We start from the raw sequence: 21,240 nt of genomic DNA, 5'->3' as shown, positions 1-21,240 counted from the left end.
CCCCCCCCCCCCCACACAACCGACTTAGCCAGACAAAACCAACCGGCCGCAAGCTCTCCGCTGCATCGCGGGCACGGGCGCGCCGTATCGAAAGCCATTATGATGTTCACCATCACCAAACAATTCGCCTTTTCCGCCAGCCATCAGCTAGCCGGGCTTGATGCCGATCATCCGTGTTCGCGCCTGCACGGGCATAACTACATTGTCGAGGTGGAGCTTCGCGGTGCGGAGCTTGATGCGCGCGGCTTTGTACGCGATTACCGCGAACTGGCACCGCTTAAACAAATGATCGATGACGAGTTTGATCACCGTCACCTGAACGAGGTCCTTGGCCATGATCACGCCACCGCCGAACGTCTGGCGCTGTTCTTTTATGACTGGGCGCATGACCGCTGGCCCGAAGTCAGTGCGGTGCGGGTGTCCGAAACGCCGAAAACCTGGGCGGAATACCGGCCATGAGCGGAACGGAAATTGAGCCGAAAATTGAATCAGAACTGGCACACGATAAAATCCGCATATCGGAAATTTTCGGGCCGACCGTGCAGGGCGAAGGTGCGCTGATCGGCATGCCGACGGTGTTTGTCCGCTCCGGAGGATGTGATTTTCGCTGTTCGTGGTGCGATACGCTTTATGCCGTCGATCCGGCCTTTCGCGCCGACTGGAAACCGAATACGGCGGCCGAGGTGATGGATCGGGTTCGCACCCTTTCGGGTGGCAAGCCGATCCTTGTCACCCTTTCGGGCGGCAACCCGGCGATCCAGCCCTTGGGCGGCCTGATCGCGCTTGGCAAACGCGATGGCTTTACCTTTGCCATCGAAACCCAGGGCAGCATCGCGCGTGACTGGTTTGCCGATCTTGATTACCTGACACTCAGCCCTAAACCGCCAAGCAGCAGCACCGATTTCGACCCCGATGCCCTTGCCGCCTGCATCACCGCGGCGCAAGCCAATGGCGTGCTTGACGGCCCGGCGATTACGCTTAAATTCCCGATCCGCGACGATGCCGATCTGATGTTTGCCGACCATGTCCGCAAACGCCATCCCGATATCCCGGTCTGCCTGCAACCGGTCAACATCACCCCCGCCGAACCGCACCCGGACGGCCTTAACGGCGTTGATATAGACGGCCTTACGGAACGCTATCGCTGGCTGGTTGATCAGGTGTCAGAACGCGGCTGGTTTAACATCCGCGTCCTGCCGCAATGGCACGTCCATGTCTGGGGCAACCTGCGCGGGGTGTGATTCTCCGCTGCCCCTTGCACGGCAAAGCCCGCGCCACATTCGTTATGCGGGCATATATTTATGAAAAATAAACCATAAATTGAAAATAAATCATCCTGCAGACGACAAGCAATATCAGATAATTAGCCGGTTTTCCGAGGCGTTGCGGCCGCCCGCGATTTGCTTTTGCGCGCCATTCTGACCATTTCTAATAGGGAGGTCTATTTTGCCCTCCTGAACAGAAAGCAGGACAAAATGTCTTTTCGCAGCTTTTCACTGAACCATGTGAAGTCCGGGAAGCAAAAGCCCGCAGAACCGCTGGAAGGCCGCCCGGTCGATACGCCGGTGGCCCTGCCGGAACATTCGCCGCTTGAAGGTCCGCCAACCGTCAAACAGGCAGAAAATCCGGTCGCTAACCCCGCGCCATCCGCGCCACCGCAATAACCGGTTTCACAAACAGGCGGGGGGATTGCCCCCTCCGTCGGTTTTGGTTCCTGTGTCGAAGGCGCAAGGAGCTTGATCATGACCATCACCCGCAACACGCATCGGACCGTCACCTTTTTCCATCCGTTCCGGCTGGAAGGGTATGACGAGCTGTTTCAGGCCGGCACTTACGAGGTCGAAACCCTTGAAGAACTTGATCTGATGGCCGCGACGCGCAGCTATAAAAAAGTTCAGAGCAACCTGCATGTCTGGTCACGCGATGGCAAAACGACCGTTGCACGCCTGCTGGTTCTTGATCCCGTCATTCTTGATAGCGCCCTGGTTCTGGATGCCGATCCCCTGCGCGAGGAAGAACGCGCCCGGATGATCGGCACAACTGGCAAAGATGACGACCACGGCGACGCAGATGACGCAGGAGAAGACGATCACCCCGGCCACGCGACCACCGGTCCCGGCCCTGCCTTCCGTCCCTCCCAGCCCGATCACAGGACGCCATGAAATCATGCAGATCAGGATCGAGTTTTTCCGCGTGCATGACGGCTCTGACGCCCGTGCACGGTTAAATCGGATGGACTGCGTCACCTCCGATATCGAGGCCGCGATTGCGCAGGCCGAAGACCTTTTGAAAGGGGCGGGCATGCCGCAAAAACCAGATGCCTTTGCCCTGTTTGATGATTTGGGGAACGAGCTTTATCAGGCCCGTTTCACCCCGACCAATCCAAGATAGCCCCTTTGATATCGCCTGATCCCGCGCGCCCCAAAAAAAGGAGCCATCAATGTCCTTCAAGATGATCGAGTTTATGAAAATGGCCGCCGGGTCGCTTTCATTTCTGACCGTGACGGTATTCCTGTTCTGGACCATTCTGGGCTAGGGTCCGGTCATCACCAGAAAAAGCATCATAAGGCCGCCGATCCGAAAGGTCCGCTTGCGGATATGCTGCACATTCCGAAGGCCATCATCATGGCCATCGATGGCGTTTGTGACGATACCCTTTCGGGCAACCGTGCTTCGGCCATTATTATCGCTGGGTTTGGTACTGGTATTATGGCTGGTCTTCGTGCTGGGCTTGAAATGGTTTCTTTGATGGTTGCTTTGATGGTTGCTGGAGCGGATCATGTCGGCAGGTTCCTGTTGTGAAATCCTGCCGACCCAGCCCTATTGTGCGACGTCCGGCGTCCGGCCCTGCCCATCCGGCCCACCAGGTGTCGCTCCGGACGGCCTATTTTCTGCCGCTGCTCGCGCATTTGCCCGCACCGCACTTGGCGTATCCCCGGTCAGTTTCTTGAACGCCAGATTGAAGGTCGATTTCGAATTGAAACCGACACTGAGCGCCACATCAAGGATGGTCCGCTCAGGCTCGGCAATCAGTACCGCACGCGCTTCCTCGATCCTCGCCCCATTGACATAATCAAAGAAATTCTGCCCGACATGATGGTTTAAAACATAGGATAACTGATTGGGCGAAAGCCCCACCGCACGGGCGAGTTTTGGTAGCGAAACCAAAGGATCCAGCAGCAAGTCACCGCGTTTACGGATATCGTCAAGCCGCCTGAGCGCGGATGCCACACCGTCACCGTCAAGCAGCGGCCGCGAGATCGGCTCCGCGTCGCCCCCCCTTGCAGAAGACGCAGCAGGAGCCACCGAAACAACAGCACTGTTTGCCGAACCTTGTACTGGCTGGGTCAGGTCCTCTTCATCCACCTCGCCTTCACCCGGCCAATCGGGCATGACAAACAAAACCGGCTGGGTCGCGATTTCATAACTGAGAGCGAACAGCAGCAGCACAAATGCTACCCCGGTTCCCGACATCGCCAGGTCTTCAACAAAGAAAAATGCGGCAATCTTACCGATCAGGGCCGTCAGGAAGATCAGGCTGACACCACCAAGAATGACACCCATCCAGCGGCGCATCGCGTTGCGATCCACGCCGAGCTGTTCCTGTGCCTGACGGAAATACCGATGCGCCACCTTCCAGATCAGCAAAACATAAGTTCCCGCCTGCGCGAAAATCGCAAACCAGCAGAAACTGCTGATGGCGGCAGGAACAGTAAAACTATGTTGAAAATCATCGGAAATGGGCATGCCATTGGTGATCGACCATGCCATGAGATTCAGGACCACCCCAGCCAACACAAAATGCACCCAAGGCTGACGTGACGGCACGCCCGAAACTTCGCGGAAGTAAAGATAAACAGCAGGGGCAATCAGGAAATTGGCCGGAATAAATATCATTTCGACAACCTGATAGCCTTGCTGCGAAAAGAAAACCTCTGCGACATCTTCGAACAGGTTGAACGCCACAGCAGCAAGGAAAAGCATCATCCAGCGATTGGCGCGAAGCGCACGCGCACCTTCGGAACGCAACAGCAGACAAAGGAATGCTGCCTGCGCGATGCCAGCGACAGCCACAAACAGATCAAGATAGTCATATATATCGTTCATAAACGCGCTTTATCCCGTTTGATCGGTGCCCGGCATTGCCCCCTTACCGGGGTGAAGAAATGTCGTCCTATATCGTTTCAATATGCACGAACAAACACAATCGGCGTCCGACGATGCACAACCGGACGCCCGGCCGGACAAATTAAGCCAGTTTGTTTCAACGATAAGCGCGGTTAACCCCAGCCAAATCAAAACACTCGCCCGATTTTGTAACAAACCACCCTTATCAGTCGTCATTAAACCGAAACGTGCAGTAAATTGACTATATCAGTCCGATATACTAATAATCGATATATATCGAAGTGATATAGTTGTTCTGGCACTTTCCCCCGCCGGAACGATGATCGGATCGAGACGCATAACAGGATGGATACCGAACAGAATATGGATGTACGCACATTGTGCCTTGGCGCCCTGATGGGTGGTGAAGCAACCGGATACGAGATACGCAAAATGTTTGAAGATGGCACTTTCAGCCATTTCCAGATCGCGTCTCTGGGTTCGATCTATCCGGCACTGACCAAGCTGACCCAGGACGGGATGGTGACCTTTGTTGAACGCGAACAGGAAAATCGCCCCGACAAAAAGGTTTACCAACTGACCAGCGAAGGCCGCCGAACGTTTCTGCGCACATTGTTGCAAACCCGCCCGGGCGAGGATCGTTACCGGTCCGATATTCTGTTCATGTTGACCTTTGCCGAGGAACTGCCCATCGAGCTGACCGAGGCATTGATCGATGAATTCGCTGCCCGCCACGAAATGATGAAATTCGATATCGATCCGGACAATCCGCAAAAGGATAAATGTCCACTTACCCATGGACGCGATGAAGACGGGCAGCCGACCCCCGGTTGCCGTTTCGTCGCCGGACTTGGGCAGGCAATGTGCGAGGCGACACTGAAATTCATCCGCGAAAACAAATCAGGTTTGATCGAGGAATTGCGAACCCGCAAAGACAGGAAAGCCTGATCCGCCGACAACAATAACAACAGAACCAAGAATAACAAGAACCGCAAGGTTCACCACAAAGCGCCACTTTATCAAGTGCCACACGCATTCCGTTTGGGCATATCTGAGGGAATAGAACCATGAATGCTTCACGCCTTATCGCCATCGTACTTGCCGTCGGGGCGGTACTTTGGGTTGGGTCCGGATTACTGGGCGGGGACGATTCCGCCGAAACAGGGCCGACGTCAGTGGTCGAGAACGCAGACGGTGCGCAAGTCGCGAAAAATGGCGATGCGCCTGTGCCGACCACGTCACCTTCGGCCGGGCACGCCCCACATGCATCGGTCCGCGTCAGAACCAGCGAAGCCGTCGAACATGTCGATGTCCTGCGCATTTCCGGACGCACCGAAGCCGTGGTTTCCGTTGAAATCCGTGCCCAGATTGATGCCATGGTCGAAGAAATCGGCGCAATCAAGGGCCAGCGCGTGAAAAAGGGTGATCTTCTGGTCAAGCTGGCGGTTGAAGACCGTGCCGCGCGCGTGGAAAAGGCGCGTGCCCTTGTCGCCCAGCGCGAACTTGAAAACAGCGCGGCCAAAAGCCTTGCCGAAAAGAATTACCGTTCGAAAACCGGTGTCGCAGAAACCAAGGCCCTGCTGGAAGAAGCGCGGGCGGACCTGAAACTGGCACAGATCGAACTGAACCATACCGAAATTCGCGCCCCGTTTGACGGCGTGGTGGAAAACCGCCCGGCTGAAATCGGTGATCTTCTGTCGGTAAACGATCCGGTCGCGACCCTGATCCAGGCCGACCCGATGCTGGTGGTTGCCCATGTCCCCGAACATTCGATCGGCAGCGTTCAGACAGGCCAGTTGGCGCATATCACCCTGTTTGATGGGCGCGAGGCCGATGGTGTCGTGCGCTATGTGTCGCAGGCATCGGACAATTCGACACGTACCTATCGGGTCGAAGTCGAAATAGATAATACCGACCTTGGCATCCCCGATGGCATGACATCCGAATTGCAAATTCCAATCGGCACCAAGATGGCGCATCGCGTTGCCCCGTCGGTCCTGACGCTGAATGACGAAGGTCAGGTCGGCGTGCGCGTCATTGTCGATGGCAACAAGGTTGCGTTTTACCCGATCGAACTTCAGGGCGGAAACCGAGATGGTATCTGGATTGGTGGCCTTCCGGAAAAGATCGACCTGATCGTGGTCGGCCATGACTGGGTCAAGGAAGGCGCAACAGTCGAAGTCAGCCGGATTGAAACCGGCGATACCCCCGAAGGTTTGCAAAACATGGCCCCCGCCCCCAAGGAAACGGTCGCGCGTTAAGCGTGGCATGAGGAACCGGAGACAGAAACATGTCCCTCATTGATATTGCGCTTGACCGTTCGCGCACCGTTATCCTGACCCTGATCCTGCTGTTGGCAGCCGGTTGGGTGGGTTACAACGCGATCCCCAAGGAAGCCGACCCGGATGTGCAGATCCCGGTCCTTTATGTGTCGATGCATCATGACGGCATTTCGCCCGAAGATGCCGAACGGCTTTTGCTACGTCCGATGGAACAGGAACTTCGCACCATCGAAGGTGTGAAGGAAATGACATCGCAATCCTATCAGGACGGCGCCTCGGTCACGCTTGAATTCTATTCCGATGTTGATATCGACGACGCCCTTGCCGATGTGCGCGAACGCGTCGACATTGCCAAGTCAGAATTGCCCACCGATACCGACGATCCCGAAGTTCACGAGGTCAACCTGTCGCTATTCCCGGTTCTGGTTGTCACCCTTGCCGGTGATGTGCCTGAACGGACCTTGCTGCGTCTGGCACGCGACCTGAAAGACAATATCGAAGGTATACCCGCGGTTCTCGAAGCCAATCTTGCCGGCAACCGCGAAGAACTGGTCGAGTTTGTCATCGATCCGATGAAAGTGGAAAGCTATCGCCTGAACGGAGTTGATATCGTATCGCTGGTGCGCAATTCGAACGCGCTGGTGGCCGCGGGGGCCATCGATACCGGATCGGGCCGCTTCAACATCAAGGTTCCCGGCCTGTTTGAAACAGTCAATGACATCCTTGACATGCCGCTTATCGTTGACGGGGATTCGGTGATCCATTTCCGCGATATCGGCGAAGTCCGCCGGACCTTCAAGGATGCCGAAAGCTTTGCCCGTCTGAACGGCCAATCGGCCATCGCGATCGAGGTTTCCAAACGTGTTGGCGAAAACATCATTGATGTGATTGACCACATAAAGTCGGTCACCGCCGAAGCGGCTCAATCCTTCCCACCCAATATCACGGTCAGCTATTCGCAGGATAAATCATCAGATATCCGCACCATGCTGACCGACCTTCAGAACAGTGTTATCCTTGCGATCCTGCTAGTCATGGTGGTGGTGATCTGGTCGCTGGGCTGGCGGTCGGGGCTTCTGGTGGGCCTTGCCATTCCGGGTTCCTTCCTGACAGCAATCCTTGTGCTTTGGGCACTGGGCATGACGGTCAATATCGTGGTTCTGTTCAGTCTGATCCTGGCGGTCGGGATGCTGGTGGATGGCGCGATCGTGGTTACCGAATATGCCGATCGCAAGATGCTTGATGGATTGCCGCGCAAGCAGGCCTATCCGCTAGCAGCCAAACGCATGGCGATGCCGATCATTGCATCGACGGCAACAACCCTTGCCGCCTTCCTGCCACTGGCATTCTGGCCCGATATCGTCGGCGAATTCATGAAATTCCTGCCGATCACGGTTCTGTTTACCCTGTCCGCGTCGCTTGTAATGGCGCTGATCTTTGTGCCCACGGTTGGCGCATGGTTTGGCAAGCCCGGCTCTGCCTCAAGCGAGGCATTGGACGCGGTTGCCGCGGGCCGGATGGATCGTTTGCGCGATCTTAAGGGCGGAACAGGTTTTTATGTCCGTCTGCTTAAAGGCTCGTTGCGGTTCCACTGGCTGGTTGTACCGATGGCATTTGTCATCCTGATCGGGGTTTGGGCGGCATTTGGTATATTTGGTCGCGGGGTGGAGTTCTTCCCGGCGGTCGAGCCCGAAGTCGCCGCCGTTCAGGTCCGCGCACGCGGCAATATGTCCTATTACGAACAGGATGCGTTGTTAAAGGAAGTTGAGGATCGCATTCTTGGCCTTGACGCCAAGCATGAAGGCGAACACTGGTTCGATACCGTCTATGCCCGTTCCGGCCGCAGTGCAAGCAGCGGCGGCAACGACACCCCCGAAGACGTGATCGGTGTCATCCAGCTTGAATATGCCGACTGGCAGAAACGCCCGAAGGCGACCGAGATCGAACATCGCATCCTTGAAGAAACCGCCGATCTGGCTGGCTTGCAGATCGAAATTCGTGCCGCCGAAGCAGGCCCCCCGCAAGGCAAGGATATCCAGATTCAGCTGCGGTCGCTTTATCCCGATGCACTTGATGAAACCGCGACCAAAATCATGACCGGATTGCAGGAGATGGGCGGTCTTTACAATTTCGAAGACGGCAAATCGCCTCCGGGAATTGACTGGGAATACACGGTTGACCGTGCGCAGGCCTTGAAATTCGGGGCGGACATCAACCAGATCGGCAATGTGATCAAGCTGGTGACCAACGGGATCAATTTTTCAACCTATCGCCCGGATGATTCGACCGAGGAAATCGACATTGTCGGTCGTTACCCGGCCGAACACAGGTCCCTTGAAGAACTGCAAAGCCTTCAGATCGTGACCGACAAGGGGCTGGTGCCGCTGGCCAACTTCGTCAAACGCACCGCAAAACCCAAAACCGGGACATTGTCACGCGTTGACAGCCGCCGCGCCCTGACCGTCAAGGCCGACGTTGCCGAAGGCATCCTGGTCGACACCAAGGTGCAGGAGGTCAAGGCATGGATGAAAAACCTTGATATCGATCCGCGCGTTTCGGTCGAATTCAAGGGGCAGGATGAAGAGCAGCAAAAGTCGGCAGACTTCCTGAAAAATGCCTTCTCGGTTGCGCTGTTCATCATGTTTGTCATTCTGGTCACCCAGTTCAACAGCATCTCAAGTTCGCTTCTGATCATGGTGGCAATCATCATGTCAACGGCGGGTGTTTTCCTGGGGCTGATGATCACGGGACAAGCGTTTTCCATCGTTATGAACGGGATCGGGGTTGTGGCACTGGCCGGGATCGTGGTGAACAACAATATCGTTCTGATCGATACTTTCGACCGGCTCAAACACAGTGCGGACAGTATCGAAACCGCGATTCTGCAAACCGGGGCACAGCGTTTGCGACCTGTGATGTTGACCACAGTTACCACGATCCTTGGTCTGGTACCGATGGTGTTACAGATCAATATCGACTTTGCCGAACGTTCCATGTCGATTGGTGCCCCTTCGACCCAGTGGTGGGTGCAACTTTCGACATCCATCGCGTTTGGTCTGGCCTTTGCCACCGTGCTGACACTGGTCTTTACCCCCTCCGCACTGATGATGCGCCACAAGGCGGGGATCGGCTGGCGGAAGCTAAAGGCACGGATGGCGGATAAATTTGGCAAGGGCGGCACGCCACAATCTGCCGACCATAGGTCATAATCCCGACCACGCCAGACATAACAGTAAAAACCGCGCGACATTCCCCCCGACCCCGCCGCGCGGTTTGACCGGCCCCCAGCTACGCACCGGGGGCCGGTCGCTTTTTTTGGGGGGGTACACCATAAAATCCAGAGCGTCAGGACATAGTTCGATGGAGCACTCACCGCATTTCACAACCGCCCCAAGTGATAGGATAAATCCTTCGTTCGGATAGGACTCCTTACATAATTTGATAATGAGTTGGGTACTATCCTGACGACAAAACAATAACGATCCTTGTAAACTCGGGAACTGAACATGGGATTGCGGATGAAGTTCCGGCTTGGATGTGGTGCAATTTCCGGCCTGACTGGGCTTTTAGCCCTGCCCTTTATGGCAGCAACGGCCAATGCCGATGTGCCAGGCACACTGATCTGGACAGTGCCGCCATTTGCGCCCGCCTTCATCTCCGAAGATGGTAAACTGACGGGATATGCCGCCGATACCCAGAACTGGTTTATTTCGCGACTGGGGGATTATCAGCACAGAATTCAGGAAGTCCCCTTGGCACGGCTTCTGGCAGAAATGCGTGATAGCAGCAACCCGGAAAACGAGCACAACAATGCCCGATGCAGTACCACCCTGATCCCGAATGACGAACGCCGCAACTATATCAGCTTTGCCAAAACCATTCTTTTGCACTTGCCGATTTCAGTCGTTATCCGCGCCGGGGACGAGCAGAATTTCAAACCGTTCATGGATGAAGATGGTCATATTCAGCTTGCACAGTTGATGGCAAACCGGGAGATGGCCACCGCCCTTCGGATCGGGCGCTCCTACGGGGCGCTGATTGACAATTATGTCGAACGATATCGCAAAGCCCCGCAAATCATGCCGGTGGCCGACGACAGCAAACTTTTAAGGTTGCTGGCAATGGGGCGGATCGACTGGATATTCTATTTTCCGTCCGAAGCTGAATTTTACCGCCGCGATGTCACACCACACCAGCAGATCAAATCATTGCCAATCCGCGGTAACACCAATCTGCTGGAAGCCACAATCGGTTGCGCCAAAACACCAGTCGGACAACAGGCCATCACCCGGATCAACCAGATTGTCGATGCCAATCCTGATATGCCTTGGACAAATTTCTATGCCGCGTGGCTTTCCCCCCAGGACCGCGAATGGTTCCTTTCGGCCCGCGCGCAATACATTGATCCCAAACAGTTCGAAGCGTTACTGCAACCAACCAAATAGCATCAGCGTCGTGTTAGCCGGTGACAGAATGCGCACACATCCTATCCTAAAGTGACCGACATGACATGAAGGGGGCTGGAAAAACCATGCACATTCCGATCATCAAAACCCCCAAAAACCGGAAATTATTCCATAACAATGGGATTTATGGCGCAATTTTCTGTCGTATGGCTATTGATCCTCACCACCAACCCACCACCTTTGGATAAGCACAAATCGAAACATCGAACCGCGCATCTTGGCGATCGGAAGACTTGGCATGGGCAGACGACTTTTCAGTTCTCTGATGATTGCAGGATTATTGGCATTGCTGGCCTTGAAGCCATCGGGCGTGATGGCGCAGGACGTGCGGCCATCACCCCCTGAAACCAAAACCGATATCGTTTGGGCGATTGATGCAGACATGCCGGGCTTCATCAAGGTCGAAGACCGCTTGAATGGTTATGGCGCGCAGATGCTGGACTGGTTTATCGAGCGTATGCCCGAATATCATCATTTGATGAAAATCCTGCCACGCCGCAGTGCATATGACGCCATGCGCATGACCGACGATACCGGCCAGACGGTCTGTATTCCCGGAACGCAAAATACCCCGGAAAGGGCGCGCGAATTCATCCTGAGCAACACCGTCGCCCCCCTTCTGCCGTTGTCGGTTGTCGTCCCCGACAGCGCGCTGGTGTCATTCAAGCCCTATATGTTCGGGGACGGCACGATTGACCTTGAAGCCCTGCTGGGAGACACGTCGCGCTATACCGCGCTGGCTAAATCGCGGTCTTATGGACCCGATATTGATCGCATCCTGGCAGAGGCGATTGATTCCCCCAATGTTCTGCGCACCGACAATCAATCAAGTTTTCCTCTGATGCTGGAAATGGGGAGGATCGACTGGATGCTGGCCTTTCCGGTGGAAATCGAGTTCCATCGCCGGGCACAGGGCAAAGCATCCGATACGGTTGCACTGCCTATCGGGGGAATGCCGCGATTGCTTGATCTTGCCATTGCGTGCAACCGGTCATCAACCGGGATCGGTGCGATCACCAAGATCAATGACATCCTTGCCAGCAATCCTGACATGCCGTGGCTTGAATATTATGTCGATTATCTCGGTCACGCCGACCGTGCCCGTTTCAACGAAACACTGCGTGATTTCAAAACAACGCGTGATGTCCCTGCATCCGCGATGCAATGACATCCGTAAAACAAAACAGGCACCGTAAAAACGGTGCCTGGGAAAGTCTTGATCGGGTGTGATCAGTTCTGGTGGACCCTGTTAAGTCCCTCGTCGGGATCGTCGTCGGGTTCACCGTCATCGTCTTCTTCCTCGGCTCGGACTTCTTCCTGCTGGTTTTCAACGCCCATCCGGCGATAGGACCGATAGGACAGCGGGAAGGTTGCGAAATAGACCGCGGCAATCACCGACAGGGTCAACCACGGCGAGGACACCAGAAACGCCACAGACGCCCCGAATGCCAGCATCAGAGGCAAAACCCACGCCCGCGGAATTTTGACCTTTTTGAACGAAAAGGTCGGCATGCGCGAAACCATCAGTCCGGCAATCAGAACACCATATGGTGCGACGATATAGGGGCTGTCAAAAACGCCCCGCCCGAACTGGAAGGTCAGAACAATCGGCCACATCGCAAGAGCGGCTGCCGCCGGGGCCGGAACGCCGGTGAAAAAGCGATAAGCCCATGTCGGTAATTCCGGTTCACCCAGCATCTGGGTATTAAACCGTGCCAGACGCAACGCCATGCACACCGCAAACAGAAGCGACAAGGCCCAGCCGACCGGTCCGAATTCATGCAGCGACCAGAAATACAGCATCATCGCAGGCGCAACGCCAAAGCAGACAAAGTCCGAAAGACTGTCAAGTTCGGCCCCAAAACGGCTTGACGCGTTCAGCATCCGGGCCAGACGACCGTCAAGGCCATCAATGATCCCGGCAATCAGGATGGCGGCAACCGCGGCTTCCCATCGATCCTGCATCGCAAAACGGATCGACGTCAGCCCCGCACACATCCCCATCAGGGTCGCGACATTCGGCGCCAGACGGCTGAGCGATAATGCCTTGAACCGACGGGGGCGATGATCTTGCCGGATGCCGCCTGCCATTAGCGAATCTCCCCGACGGCCGCTTCACCCCCCTTGGCCGCAATATCGGCAAGGATGGTTTCACCCGCAATCGTGGTCTGGCCAACGATGACCTTGGGTTCGACACCTTCGGGCAGATAAACGTCAACCCGCGATCCGAAACGGATCAGGCCGAAACGTTCGCCCGCCTTAAGCTGCGAACCACGACCGACATCGCAAAGGATACGACGTGCTACCAGACCCGCGATCTGGACAACACCGAACTCGCGACCTTCCCTGTCACGCACCAGAAGGATCTGGCGTTCGTTGCTTTCCGATGCCTTGTCGAGTTCGGCATTAACGAATTTGCCGGGCACATAGGCCTCGCCAACGACTTCACCATTGACCGGGCAACGGTTCACATGAACGTTGAACACATTCATGAAAATCGAAACGCGGGTACGCGGTGTTTTGTCGTCCAGTTCAAGTTCCTTGGGCAGTGGTGCCTTGGAAATCATGCAGACGCGGCCATCCGCCGGGGAAATGACAAGATTTTCGTCAACCGGGGTAATACGGTCAGGGTCGCGGAAGAAATAAGCACACCAGAGTGTCAGGATCACACCGATCCAGCCCAGCGGTTCGGCAATCAGAAACAGAACCACGGTGATCGCTGCAAAAATCGCAACGAATTTCCAGCCTTCGGGATTGATCGGCACAAGAACAGATTTCAAAGTCTTTATTCCCTGGTTGCCATGGGTATGGGCATAACAATGACGGTATCGATACTACCGGTTGGTCGCGTTCTTAGCATCTAGTGATGACAAAGGGCAACGCAACCCGAAAGGCCCTGAATAAAAAAAGGGGCAAAACACCATTATCATGTGTTTTGCCCCTCGCAAAGAACAGCAATTACTGCTGGGCGGTTCCATTTTCCGGAAGCGCAAAAATCTGGCCCGGATAAATCAGGTCGGGATCACGGATCTGTTTGCGGTTCTGGTTGTAAATCACCCAGTATTGCAGACCATCACCATAGGTCCGGCGCGCAATCCGCCATAGGCTGTTGCCCGGTTGAACGACATAACGTGTCCCCGGCTCCAGAATCTGATCCGGGCGGGCACGTTCAAACGGCAGTTCAACACGTGCGGTCACCTTGTCGGACGCATCAAGCTGATCGGCGCGCAACTGATACTGGCCCGGCTCAATCGGTTCGCCAATTGTCAGGGCCCAGTTGCCGTCATCCCCGGTCGAGGCACTGCCGACAAATTTGTTGTCAAGGTAAACGCGAATGCTGGTGTTGTCATCGGCCTTGCCAGACATGGCAACCCGGCCCTGTTCGTCATAATCGACAACATCAATCGACAGGCGCGGCATCGCTGCTGCGGGAACTTCCGCCCCTTCCGGCATCGCCTGGGCCAGTTCACGCGCGGTTTCTTCGCTCATATCTTCGGGGGCCGGGCCCTGCATGACGCTCGCGGCACCACCTTTCTTGGGGACGCGCATGGCGATGATCGGCTGTTCTGCCTTGTCATCGTCTTTTGCCGCGTCACCGGACTGTTCGGCCGTTGCGGCTTCGCCTGATGCCGGTTTTTCAGGGATCAGAACCACGACATTGTCATCGCCCTTATAGACTTCGCCAGTGCTGTCTTCGGATTCAAGCGACAATTCCCGGTCACCACTTGCCAGCGGCTTATCAGGCAAAACCACCCATTCCCCGCGTTCATCAGCGGTTGCCTGCCCAATGACTTCGTCACCCTCGCGGATGCGCACGGTGCTGTTGGGGGCGGCGCGACCGGCAATCACGGCATTGCCATCTGGTCCAATGCGCACAACGTCAAAGCTCGGCGTGCGAACTTCGGGTGCGGCGTCGGTTTGTTCCGGCGCGACCTGCGGCGTATTTCCGGCATCCGGTGTCACGGCGGGCGGTGCTGTTGTTCTTGCCGGTGTATCGGCTTCATCTGCCGACTGTGTCAGCATATAATTCAACGAGATCGCAGCGACAATCAGCAGGACGCCAATGATGACGAGGATATAAGGTCTTTTCACCGGTAATATCCTTGAACGGTGGTTATGATTATTACGGGCGGCGTCGAAACCTTGTAACTATCAGTCATTAAGTCCCCCAAACGCCCCGCCCGACGCGTTAATTAGAACCTTGTACTACTTTCGGAACACAGTTTCCATAACGTAACAAACCGAGATTACAGTGCAACAGTTAGGCAAAGATGAATAGAATCAGCGCTGTTGGTCAAGCCTTGTGCCGAATTCCTTACGGAATGGCCTGCATTGTCGCCCCGATATAGGCCACAAGTGCCGCCACAAGCACTGGTAGCGCCAGAACCGATACCCGCACCAGCATCGCCAGAACCGCACCGCCCGCACCAGCATTAGCGCCCATATCGGCAGGCAAATGGGCGGCAATCCGCGCCGCCCCCGACCCGGCAAACACCACCAGAACCAGAACCGCCATTGCAAATGTCGCCCCCGGCGCCGCCAGCATCACACCCGATGCGCTTGCCATCAGGGCGGTACTGATCGCCAACCACAAGGCGGCGCGATATTGCGGGGCGGCCTTTTCGGAAATCAGCGCCACCAACAGGGCCACCGAAAGACCGGCCAGAAACACCACATGATCGTGCAGACCAAACTGGGCGGCGATAATCCCCTGCCCGATGGCAAGCGCGACAAAGGTCGCAACCGGGGCCGGTTTCGCCGCATCCTCGTCGCTTGTAACAACAGATTTTGTCGATGTTTTGGCGGATTTTGCCGATTTGCCGTTCTTTTTGCCCCTGCCCTTGGTCACAGCCGGGTCTTCGTCCTCTTCAAAATTGGGGCGCGTCACCCACAAAAAGGACGCACCGATCAGGATATAGGTGATCCACACCAGCGTCACCAAGCCGCCCGGATGATACAAAAGCCCGGTAACCGGGGCCACCAGAACCAGCCAGCCGCCAAGCAGCATCAACAAAATTGCGACAATCGCGCAAGCGCGCGCACGCAAATGTGCGAAATCAAGGATAGCGCCGCAAACGCCGCCCAGCACCAGCATCAGAAGTGCTGCCCCCACACCGCCCCGGGCGGTTGCAGGCAAACCGATGGCCGCCGGGACGGCAACCACCACCGCCGGAATAACCGCAGCCAGCACCATGCGCCGCGCAAGGGCCCGGTCAAGGCCCAGCCAAAGGGCAAGCATCAAGACCGTGGTAATAACACCAGACACCAGAATGGCGAGCCAAAAGGGACTGTCGACAAACACGTTGGGCGATCCTGCCTTCTTGTTGTTTCATTTCAACCTGCGCGAACATGGCCTGCGCACAGATGCGAATAGCCATCCCACAATCAGGTTCAGAACCTGTTAACCATCGGCGAAAAAATCACCTCGGCTTATCGCGCCCGATCATGGCGATTGCCAAGGCAAAAATGCGGCAAGGATCACATGATATCGATAACCCGATGTCACGGGAACTTCGCAAAGGAAACTATTGACCGGGTGACCGCGCAATAGGCTATGCTCGGCAGATAGACGGGCCACGTCGCCAGACGACAAACGCACCATCCACATGGCGCGATGTTCAGGCGAGAGTTACCTGCGAGATAACAACAAAGAGGCAGGTTGCCATGACAAGAGTTAAATCGATCTGTGTTTTTTGCGGCGCTTCGAACGGCAAAAACCCCCAGCACATGGAAAACGCGATTGCATTTGGCAAAATGATGGCCGAACGCGGCATAACACTGGTGTATGGTGGCGGCCGTATCGGATTGATGGGCGCAGTTGCCGATGCGGTCATGAAAAATGGCGGCAAGGTGGTCGGCATCATCCCGGCCCATCTGGATGACATCGAAGTCGGGCATAAGGGGCTTAGCGAACTGATCGTCTGCAAATCCATGTATGAACGCAAGGTCGAAATGTTCAAACGTTCGGATGCGTTCGTCACCCTTGCCGGTGGCCTTGGCAGCCTTGACGAAGCCTTCGAGGCGCTAACCCTTCGCCAGCTTGGCATCCATGACAAGCCGCTGGTGTTCATGAACGCCCTTGGATATTGGGACAAATGCCTTGATATGATTGATGGCATTATCGAAGACGGCTTTGCACGTGAAAGCAACCGCAATCTGTTTACGGTTGCCGAAACCCTTGATCAGGTTTTCGAACAGCTTGAAGCCGAACCCGCCCCTAAATTCGACCCGCGTGAAAAGCTTCTTTAAGCCCGATTAAACGGCCAGGATATCCAATCCGCAAGATATCGATTCTTGCGGATTTTTCTTTGTAAAATTCCAATCAACATACTGATATTACATTTATTTTAGGCACTTGACATATATCATCGTGATTGCATTTGCCGCCTGTTTTACTTCCCGAACCACCATCATTTGGGAGAGAGCAAATGAAATCGTATCGTGGTCTGGTCGGCAGCCTTGTTTCCATTGCTGCCATGCTGGGGGTCGCCGGGAACGTCCTTGCAGCAGAACCACTATCACCTTCTGACTTGCGCAAGACGGCCCTTGAGCATTTCGAAGTCATTCCGTCAATGGTACCAGCCGTCAAAGGCAACGCGGTCACACGCGAAAAGGTCGAACTGGGCAAGATGCTGTTCTTTGATCCGCGTCTGTCGGCCAGTGCGCTGATTTCGTGCAATACATGCCACAATCTGGGCATGGGCGGGGATGACAACCTTGAAACATCCATCGGTCATGGCTGGCAGAAAGGCCCGCGTAACGCCCCGACCGTTCTGAATGCCGTGTTTAACGAAGCACAGTTCTGGGACGGACGTGCGGAAGACCTGAAGGCACAGGCCAAGGGCCCGGTTCAGGCCGGAGTTGAAATGGCAAGCACCCCCGAACGCGTTGTCGAGGTATTGAAAAGCATGGGCGATTACGTCCAGAAATTCGTCCACGCCTTCCCGGGTGAAAGCGACCCGGTAACGTTTGACAACATGGCCAAGGCGATCGAGGCGTTCGAAGCAACCCTGATCACCCCGGCATCACGGTTTGACCAGTTCCTCGAAGGAAACGATGCCATCCTGACCAAAACCGAAATGGCCGGACTTGAACTGTTCATCGATACCGGTTGTGCATCCTGCCATAACGGTGTGAATGTCGGTGGCACCGGTTATTATCCGTTCGGTGTTGTCGAACAGCCGGGTGCGGAAATCCTGCCGCCCGGTGACAAGGGCCGCTTTGCCGTGACCCAGACGGCAACGGATGACTATGTGTTCCGCGCCGGACCGCTCCGCAATATCGAACTGACCGCACCCTATTTCCATTCCGGCAAGGTCTGGGACCTGGAGCAGGCGGTTGCGATCATGGGATCAAGCCAGCTTGGTGCTGAACTTGACAACAGCCAGATCAAGGCGATTACCGCCTTCCTCATGACCCTGACCGGGGAAGCGCCGCGGGTGGAATATCCAATCCTGCCGGTCAGCAGCAAAACCACACCCAAACCGGCCGCAATGGTCGCAAACTGATCCCACAGGGGTGTGGAAAAGCAGAAAGTAGCCGCAAAGGTGCGAACCCCGACACGCTCTTTGCGAACCTGCCGCCCGACACAACCCGGGCGGCATTTCTTTTGCCTATTTCAGTTCCATTCCCTCACCGCCAGAGGCCCGTGCACCTGATAACTGCATCACCCGGCGTTTATACATATCGGCAACCCAGTTGGTCGCCTGTTTGATACCTTCGGCCGCACGCAGATCGCGATGAACAATCAGCCAGATATCAGAATCCAGCGTCTCGATCGGGCGCGAAACCCGGGCCAGTGCCGGGTCGCTGTCCCCCAGAAAGCACGGCAAAATTCCCGCCCCGATCCCGGTGCGCAATGCATTTTGCAGCATCGCGGTATTGCCCGCGCGAAATAACGGTTTATTGCCGTCAATATGGGCCAGCAACCAGCGCTGGCTTTCATAAAGGTCGAATTCTTCCGAAAAACAGATCCACGGTGCATTGGCAAATACCCGATCCGGTCCCATACCCCGCATATCGTACGCCAATCTTTCGGTCGCATAGACAGCACATGAAATCGTGCCAAGCCGCTTGGTGATGAAATCCCCGGTCAAAGGCAAACCATGCCGGACGGCAAAGTCCGCCTCGCGCTTGGTCAGCAATTGCGTATCATCGGATTGCCGGATTTCAAGGTAAAGCCCATCGGGTTTGCTATCAATCTGACCTGCCAGAAACAGGGCCGACCACGCACTGGCGGTCAGGCGAACCTGCCGGTCGCGAATGCCCGATATCGCATCGCCCTGCCGATGGAAGGCAAAGGCGGCTTCTTCCATCGCCTCGGCGCGCGGGCGTAAATCGCGCCCGGCTTCGGTCATGCGCAATCCTTCTGGCAGGCGATCAAACAGCACCACGCCGACGACATCTTCAAGGGCGGACAAATGCCGCCCCAATGTCGGCTGGCTGACGCCAAGCTCCTGAGAGGCCGCCCTGAGGCTGCCGGTGCGCGCAAGTGCAAGAAACACGCGTATATGATCCCAGTCCGGTTTTTTGGTTGTCATCGGGGGCCTCGGTTGGTGGTGGGGCGCGATACAGGATTGAATAACGGATCATCAAAAAATCCCGTTGTTATTCATTATTGGATCACCGCCGATCCCGCAAGCCATGGTTGCGCGGGCACAGACATAGAGCCACAAGTATTTGCAAGGTATGATTATTCGGGATCGCCGGACTGAGGCAGATGTTCAAAAATGCTGCCCGGTCCGGTCCATTTGCCATCGGGCTCGGTCGGCCAGCGCTGATCGACGTCAGTGGCAAGATCGGCCAGCGTGACCGACGCAAACCGCTCAAGCAAAAGTTTCTCGGCGGCGTCAAACGAACTGCCAAGGGCGGCATTTACCGCCTGTTCAACCAGACATTCGGGATGTTGGACCGCAACCCCCACGGCAAAGATCGACGGATTGCCAAGCGCGTTATGGATATCAAGAAACGTGATTTCCGAAAGCGGGCGAATAATCACCCATCCGCCGCCATGCCCCTTTTCGGATCGCACATAACCGGCATCGCGCAACCCTGCCATCGTACGCCGAACCACAACCGGATTGGTATCAAGCATCCGGGCAATCATGTCGGACGTCATCGCCCCGCCAAACCGATCCATATGGATCAGGACGTGCAACATGCGGGAAAGGCGACTGTCACGGCGCATTGATGGTTTCCTTGGTCTGGCAATATCACGGCCAGACTATCGGGCTTTGGCGCATATTCGCAACACCAAAAGTTTCAAGACCCTTGACATTGCAAAATCACGATACTTATAAAGTTACATGATTCATTTTCAGTTACCGTACGGAGCCCCGATATGTCCGATACATTCGCACCCTCATCATCTGGCCATTCAGTTTCGATGCCGGACTCGCAAAAACTTTATGACGCGATCATCATCGGTGCCGGTTTTGCCGGTTTATCCGCTGCCATGCAGTTGGCCCGTGCCCGCAAAGAGATTTGCATCATTGATGCCGGATTGCCGCGCAACCGTTTCGCCGCGGCATCGCATGGCTTTTTCGGGATGGATGGCAAAAGCCCGGATGAAATTGCCCGTCTGGCGATGGGGCAAATTCGCGCCTATCCCACCGTCAGCATTGCGCATGGCATGGCAAAAACCGCGACCCGACTGGAACCGGACACCGCCGGAACCGGGGACGAAGACAGCAACCGTTTCAAGGTATCGCTGGAAGATGGCCGCCGCTTTCAGGCCCGCCGCCTGATCCTTGCTACCGGCGTGGTTGACACCCTGCCCGACATTCCCGGTCTGATGCCGCGTTGGGGCAAAACCGTGCTGCATTGTCCCTATTGCCATGGTTACGAAGTTCGTGACCGGGAACTTGGCGTGCTGGCAACCGGCCCGATGTCCACCCATCAGGCAATGATGATCCCGGACTGGGGCCCAACGACCTTCTTCACCCAAGGGAAATACGAACCGGAACCTGAAATCCGCACACAGATGGATACGCGCGGCATCACGATTGAACAAAGCCCGATAGTCGAACTGATCGGCACCGCCCCCGAACTTGATGCCGTTAAACTGGCCGACGGGCGCACCAAACCCATTCAGGCCCTGTTTGCCGGGCCAACTGTTTCAATGACCAATCCACTTGCGGAAATGCTGGGTTGCAGGTTCGAAGAAGGCCTTGCCGGACCGTTCATCAAGGTCGACGCATCACAGGAAACCAGCATCCCCGGCGTCTTTGCCGCTGGTGATGCCGCCACCGCGCGCCACAATGCCACACTGGCCTCGGCCGCGGGCGTTCTGGCCGGGGTTGGGGTGCATCAGTCGTTGATTTTTACATAGTTGAAACGCAATCACAGCAATCTCGCGACATGAT

Annotated in this window: 20 protein-coding genes and 1 pseudogene; 14 read left to right on the top strand and 7 right to left on the bottom strand. The window is 55.8% G+C overall.

The annotated features are described in order from the left end of the window. The 6 genes from queD to SMB34_RS21065 form a co-directional block, all read left to right on the top strand. Positions 1 to 459: 6-carboxytetrahydropterin synthase QueD (gene queD, locus SMB34_RS11615; protein ID WP_240478815.1), on the top strand; the 459-nt coding region annotated here is incomplete at its 5' end. Beyond that, on the top strand, positions 456 to 1,241 hold the full coding sequence (gene queE / locus SMB34_RS11610; protein ID WP_051682263.1) for a 7-carboxy-7-deazaguanine synthase QueE: 786 nt from the start codon (positions 456 to 458) through the stop codon (positions 1,239 to 1,241). The genes queD and queE, both read left to right, overlap by 4 nt. Positions 1,242 to 1,475: 234 nt before the next feature. After that, positions 1,476 to 1,664, top strand: a complete 189-nt coding sequence (locus SMB34_RS11605; protein ID WP_007090506.1) for a hypothetical protein — start codon at positions 1,476 to 1,478, stop codon at positions 1,662 to 1,664. Positions 1,665 to 1,742: 78 nt separating this feature from the next. Beyond that, a complete protein-coding gene (locus SMB34_RS11600) occupies positions 1,743 to 2,162 on the top strand; it encodes a hypothetical protein (protein ID WP_037990279.1) in 420 nt (139 codons plus the stop codon). A gap of 4 nt (positions 2,163 to 2,166) precedes the next feature. Then, positions 2,167 to 2,391, top strand: a complete 225-nt coding sequence (locus SMB34_RS11595) for a hypothetical protein (RefSeq protein WP_037990276.1) — start codon at positions 2,167 to 2,169, stop codon at positions 2,389 to 2,391. A gap of 234 nt (positions 2,392 to 2,625) precedes the next feature. Next, complete coding sequence (locus tag SMB34_RS21065) at positions 2,626 to 2,802, top strand: hypothetical protein (protein ID WP_156962676.1); 177 nt, start codon at positions 2,626 to 2,628, stop codon at positions 2,800 to 2,802. Between the two features lie 18 nt (positions 2,803 to 2,820). On the opposite strand, the gene SMB34_RS11585 is transcribed toward SMB34_RS21065, so the two are convergent. Further along, on the bottom strand, positions 2,821 to 4,107 hold the full coding sequence (locus SMB34_RS11585; RefSeq protein ID WP_037990272.1) for a helix-turn-helix domain-containing protein: 1,287 nt from the start codon (positions 4,105 to 4,107) through the stop codon (positions 2,821 to 2,823). A 366-nt stretch (positions 4,108 to 4,473) separates the two neighbouring features. On the opposite strand from SMB34_RS11585, the gene SMB34_RS11580 reads away from it, so the two are divergent. From SMB34_RS11580 to SMB34_RS11560, 5 genes are all read left to right on the top strand, one after another. Further along, complete coding sequence (locus tag SMB34_RS11580; RefSeq protein WP_007090511.1) at positions 4,474 to 5,076, top strand: PadR family transcriptional regulator; 603 nt, start codon at positions 4,474 to 4,476, stop codon at positions 5,074 to 5,076. Positions 5,077 to 5,195: 119 nt separating this feature from the next. Further along, a complete protein-coding gene (locus SMB34_RS11575) occupies positions 5,196 to 6,389 on the top strand; it encodes an efflux RND transporter periplasmic adaptor subunit (RefSeq protein WP_037990271.1) in 1,194 nt (397 codons plus the stop codon). A gap of 29 nt (positions 6,390 to 6,418) precedes the next feature. Further along, positions 6,419 to 9,619, top strand: a complete 3,201-nt coding sequence (locus SMB34_RS11570; RefSeq protein WP_037990270.1) for an efflux RND transporter permease subunit — start codon at positions 6,419 to 6,421, stop codon at positions 9,617 to 9,619. Between the two features lie 297 nt (positions 9,620 to 9,916). Beyond that, positions 9,917 to 10,855, top strand: a complete 939-nt coding sequence (locus SMB34_RS11565) for a transporter substrate-binding domain-containing protein (RefSeq protein ID WP_007090514.1) — start codon at positions 9,917 to 9,919, stop codon at positions 10,853 to 10,855. Between the two features lie 259 nt (positions 10,856 to 11,114). Further along, complete coding sequence (locus tag SMB34_RS11560) at positions 11,115 to 12,044, top strand: hypothetical protein (protein WP_007090515.1); 930 nt, start codon at positions 11,115 to 11,117, stop codon at positions 12,042 to 12,044. Between the two features lie 62 nt (positions 12,045 to 12,106). On the opposite strand, the gene pssA is transcribed toward SMB34_RS11560, so the two are convergent. From pssA to SMB34_RS11540, 4 genes and pseudogenes are all read right to left on the bottom strand, one after another. Next, complete coding sequence (gene pssA, locus SMB34_RS11555) at positions 12,107 to 12,967, bottom strand: CDP-diacylglycerol--serine O-phosphatidyltransferase (RefSeq protein WP_007090516.1); 861 nt, start codon at positions 12,965 to 12,967, stop codon at positions 12,107 to 12,109. After that, positions 12,967 to 13,671, bottom strand: a pseudogene (locus SMB34_RS11550) (phosphatidylserine decarboxylase); the annotation flags it as partial. The gene pssA and the pseudogene SMB34_RS11550, both read right to left, overlap by 1 nt. A 163-nt stretch (positions 13,672 to 13,834) precedes the next feature. After that, a complete protein-coding gene (locus tag SMB34_RS11545; RefSeq protein ID WP_037990267.1) occupies positions 13,835 to 14,968 on the bottom strand; it encodes an Ig-like domain-containing protein in 1,134 nt (377 codons plus the stop codon). 223 nt (positions 14,969 to 15,191) lie between these two features. Then, positions 15,192 to 16,178 (bottom strand): hypothetical protein, encoded by a 987-nt coding sequence (locus SMB34_RS11540; RefSeq protein ID WP_037990266.1) that lies wholly within the window; start codon positions 16,176 to 16,178, stop codon positions 15,192 to 15,194. Positions 16,179 to 16,540: 362 nt separating this feature from the next. Here SMB34_RS11540 and SMB34_RS11535 point away from each other — a divergent pair, with 362 nt between their 5' ends. Both SMB34_RS11535 and SMB34_RS11530 read left to right on the top strand, forming a co-directional pair. Then, positions 16,541 to 17,125: an LOG family protein gene (locus SMB34_RS11535; RefSeq protein ID WP_037990265.1), complete on the top strand. Its 585-nt coding sequence runs from the start codon at positions 16,541 to 16,543 to the stop codon at positions 17,123 to 17,125. A 179-nt stretch (positions 17,126 to 17,304) separates the two neighbouring features. After that, positions 17,305 to 18,384 (top strand): cytochrome-c peroxidase, encoded by a 1,080-nt coding sequence (locus SMB34_RS11530; RefSeq protein WP_051682262.1) that lies wholly within the window; start codon positions 17,305 to 17,307, stop codon positions 18,382 to 18,384. A gap of 105 nt (positions 18,385 to 18,489) precedes the next feature. Here SMB34_RS11530 and SMB34_RS11525 read toward each other — a convergent pair whose 3' ends face one another. Together SMB34_RS11525 and SMB34_RS11520 are read right to left on the bottom strand one after the other, a co-directional pair. Further along, entirely contained in the window at positions 18,490 to 19,416 is a 927-nt protein-coding gene (locus tag SMB34_RS11525; RefSeq protein ID WP_007090522.1) for a LysR family transcriptional regulator, read from the bottom strand. Between the two features lie 152 nt (positions 19,417 to 19,568). Beyond that, positions 19,569 to 20,063, bottom strand: a complete 495-nt coding sequence (locus tag SMB34_RS11520; protein WP_037990264.1) for an Rrf2 family transcriptional regulator — start codon at positions 20,061 to 20,063, stop codon at positions 19,569 to 19,571. 153 nt (positions 20,064 to 20,216) lie between these two features. Here SMB34_RS11520 and SMB34_RS11515 point away from each other — a divergent pair, with 153 nt between their 5' ends. Then, entirely contained in the window at positions 20,217 to 21,206 is a 990-nt protein-coding gene (locus SMB34_RS11515) for an NAD(P)/FAD-dependent oxidoreductase (protein WP_084716578.1), read from the top strand. Positions 21,207 to 21,240: the final 34 nt, after the last annotated feature.

This window comes from Thalassospira permensis NBRC 106175, from assembly GCF_000714555.1.
In the GTDB taxonomy this organism is placed as follows: Bacteria; Pseudomonadota; Alphaproteobacteria; order Rhodospirillales; family Thalassospiraceae; genus Thalassospira; species Thalassospira xiamenensis.
This window is presented reverse-complemented; position numbering and strand designations above follow the sequence as displayed.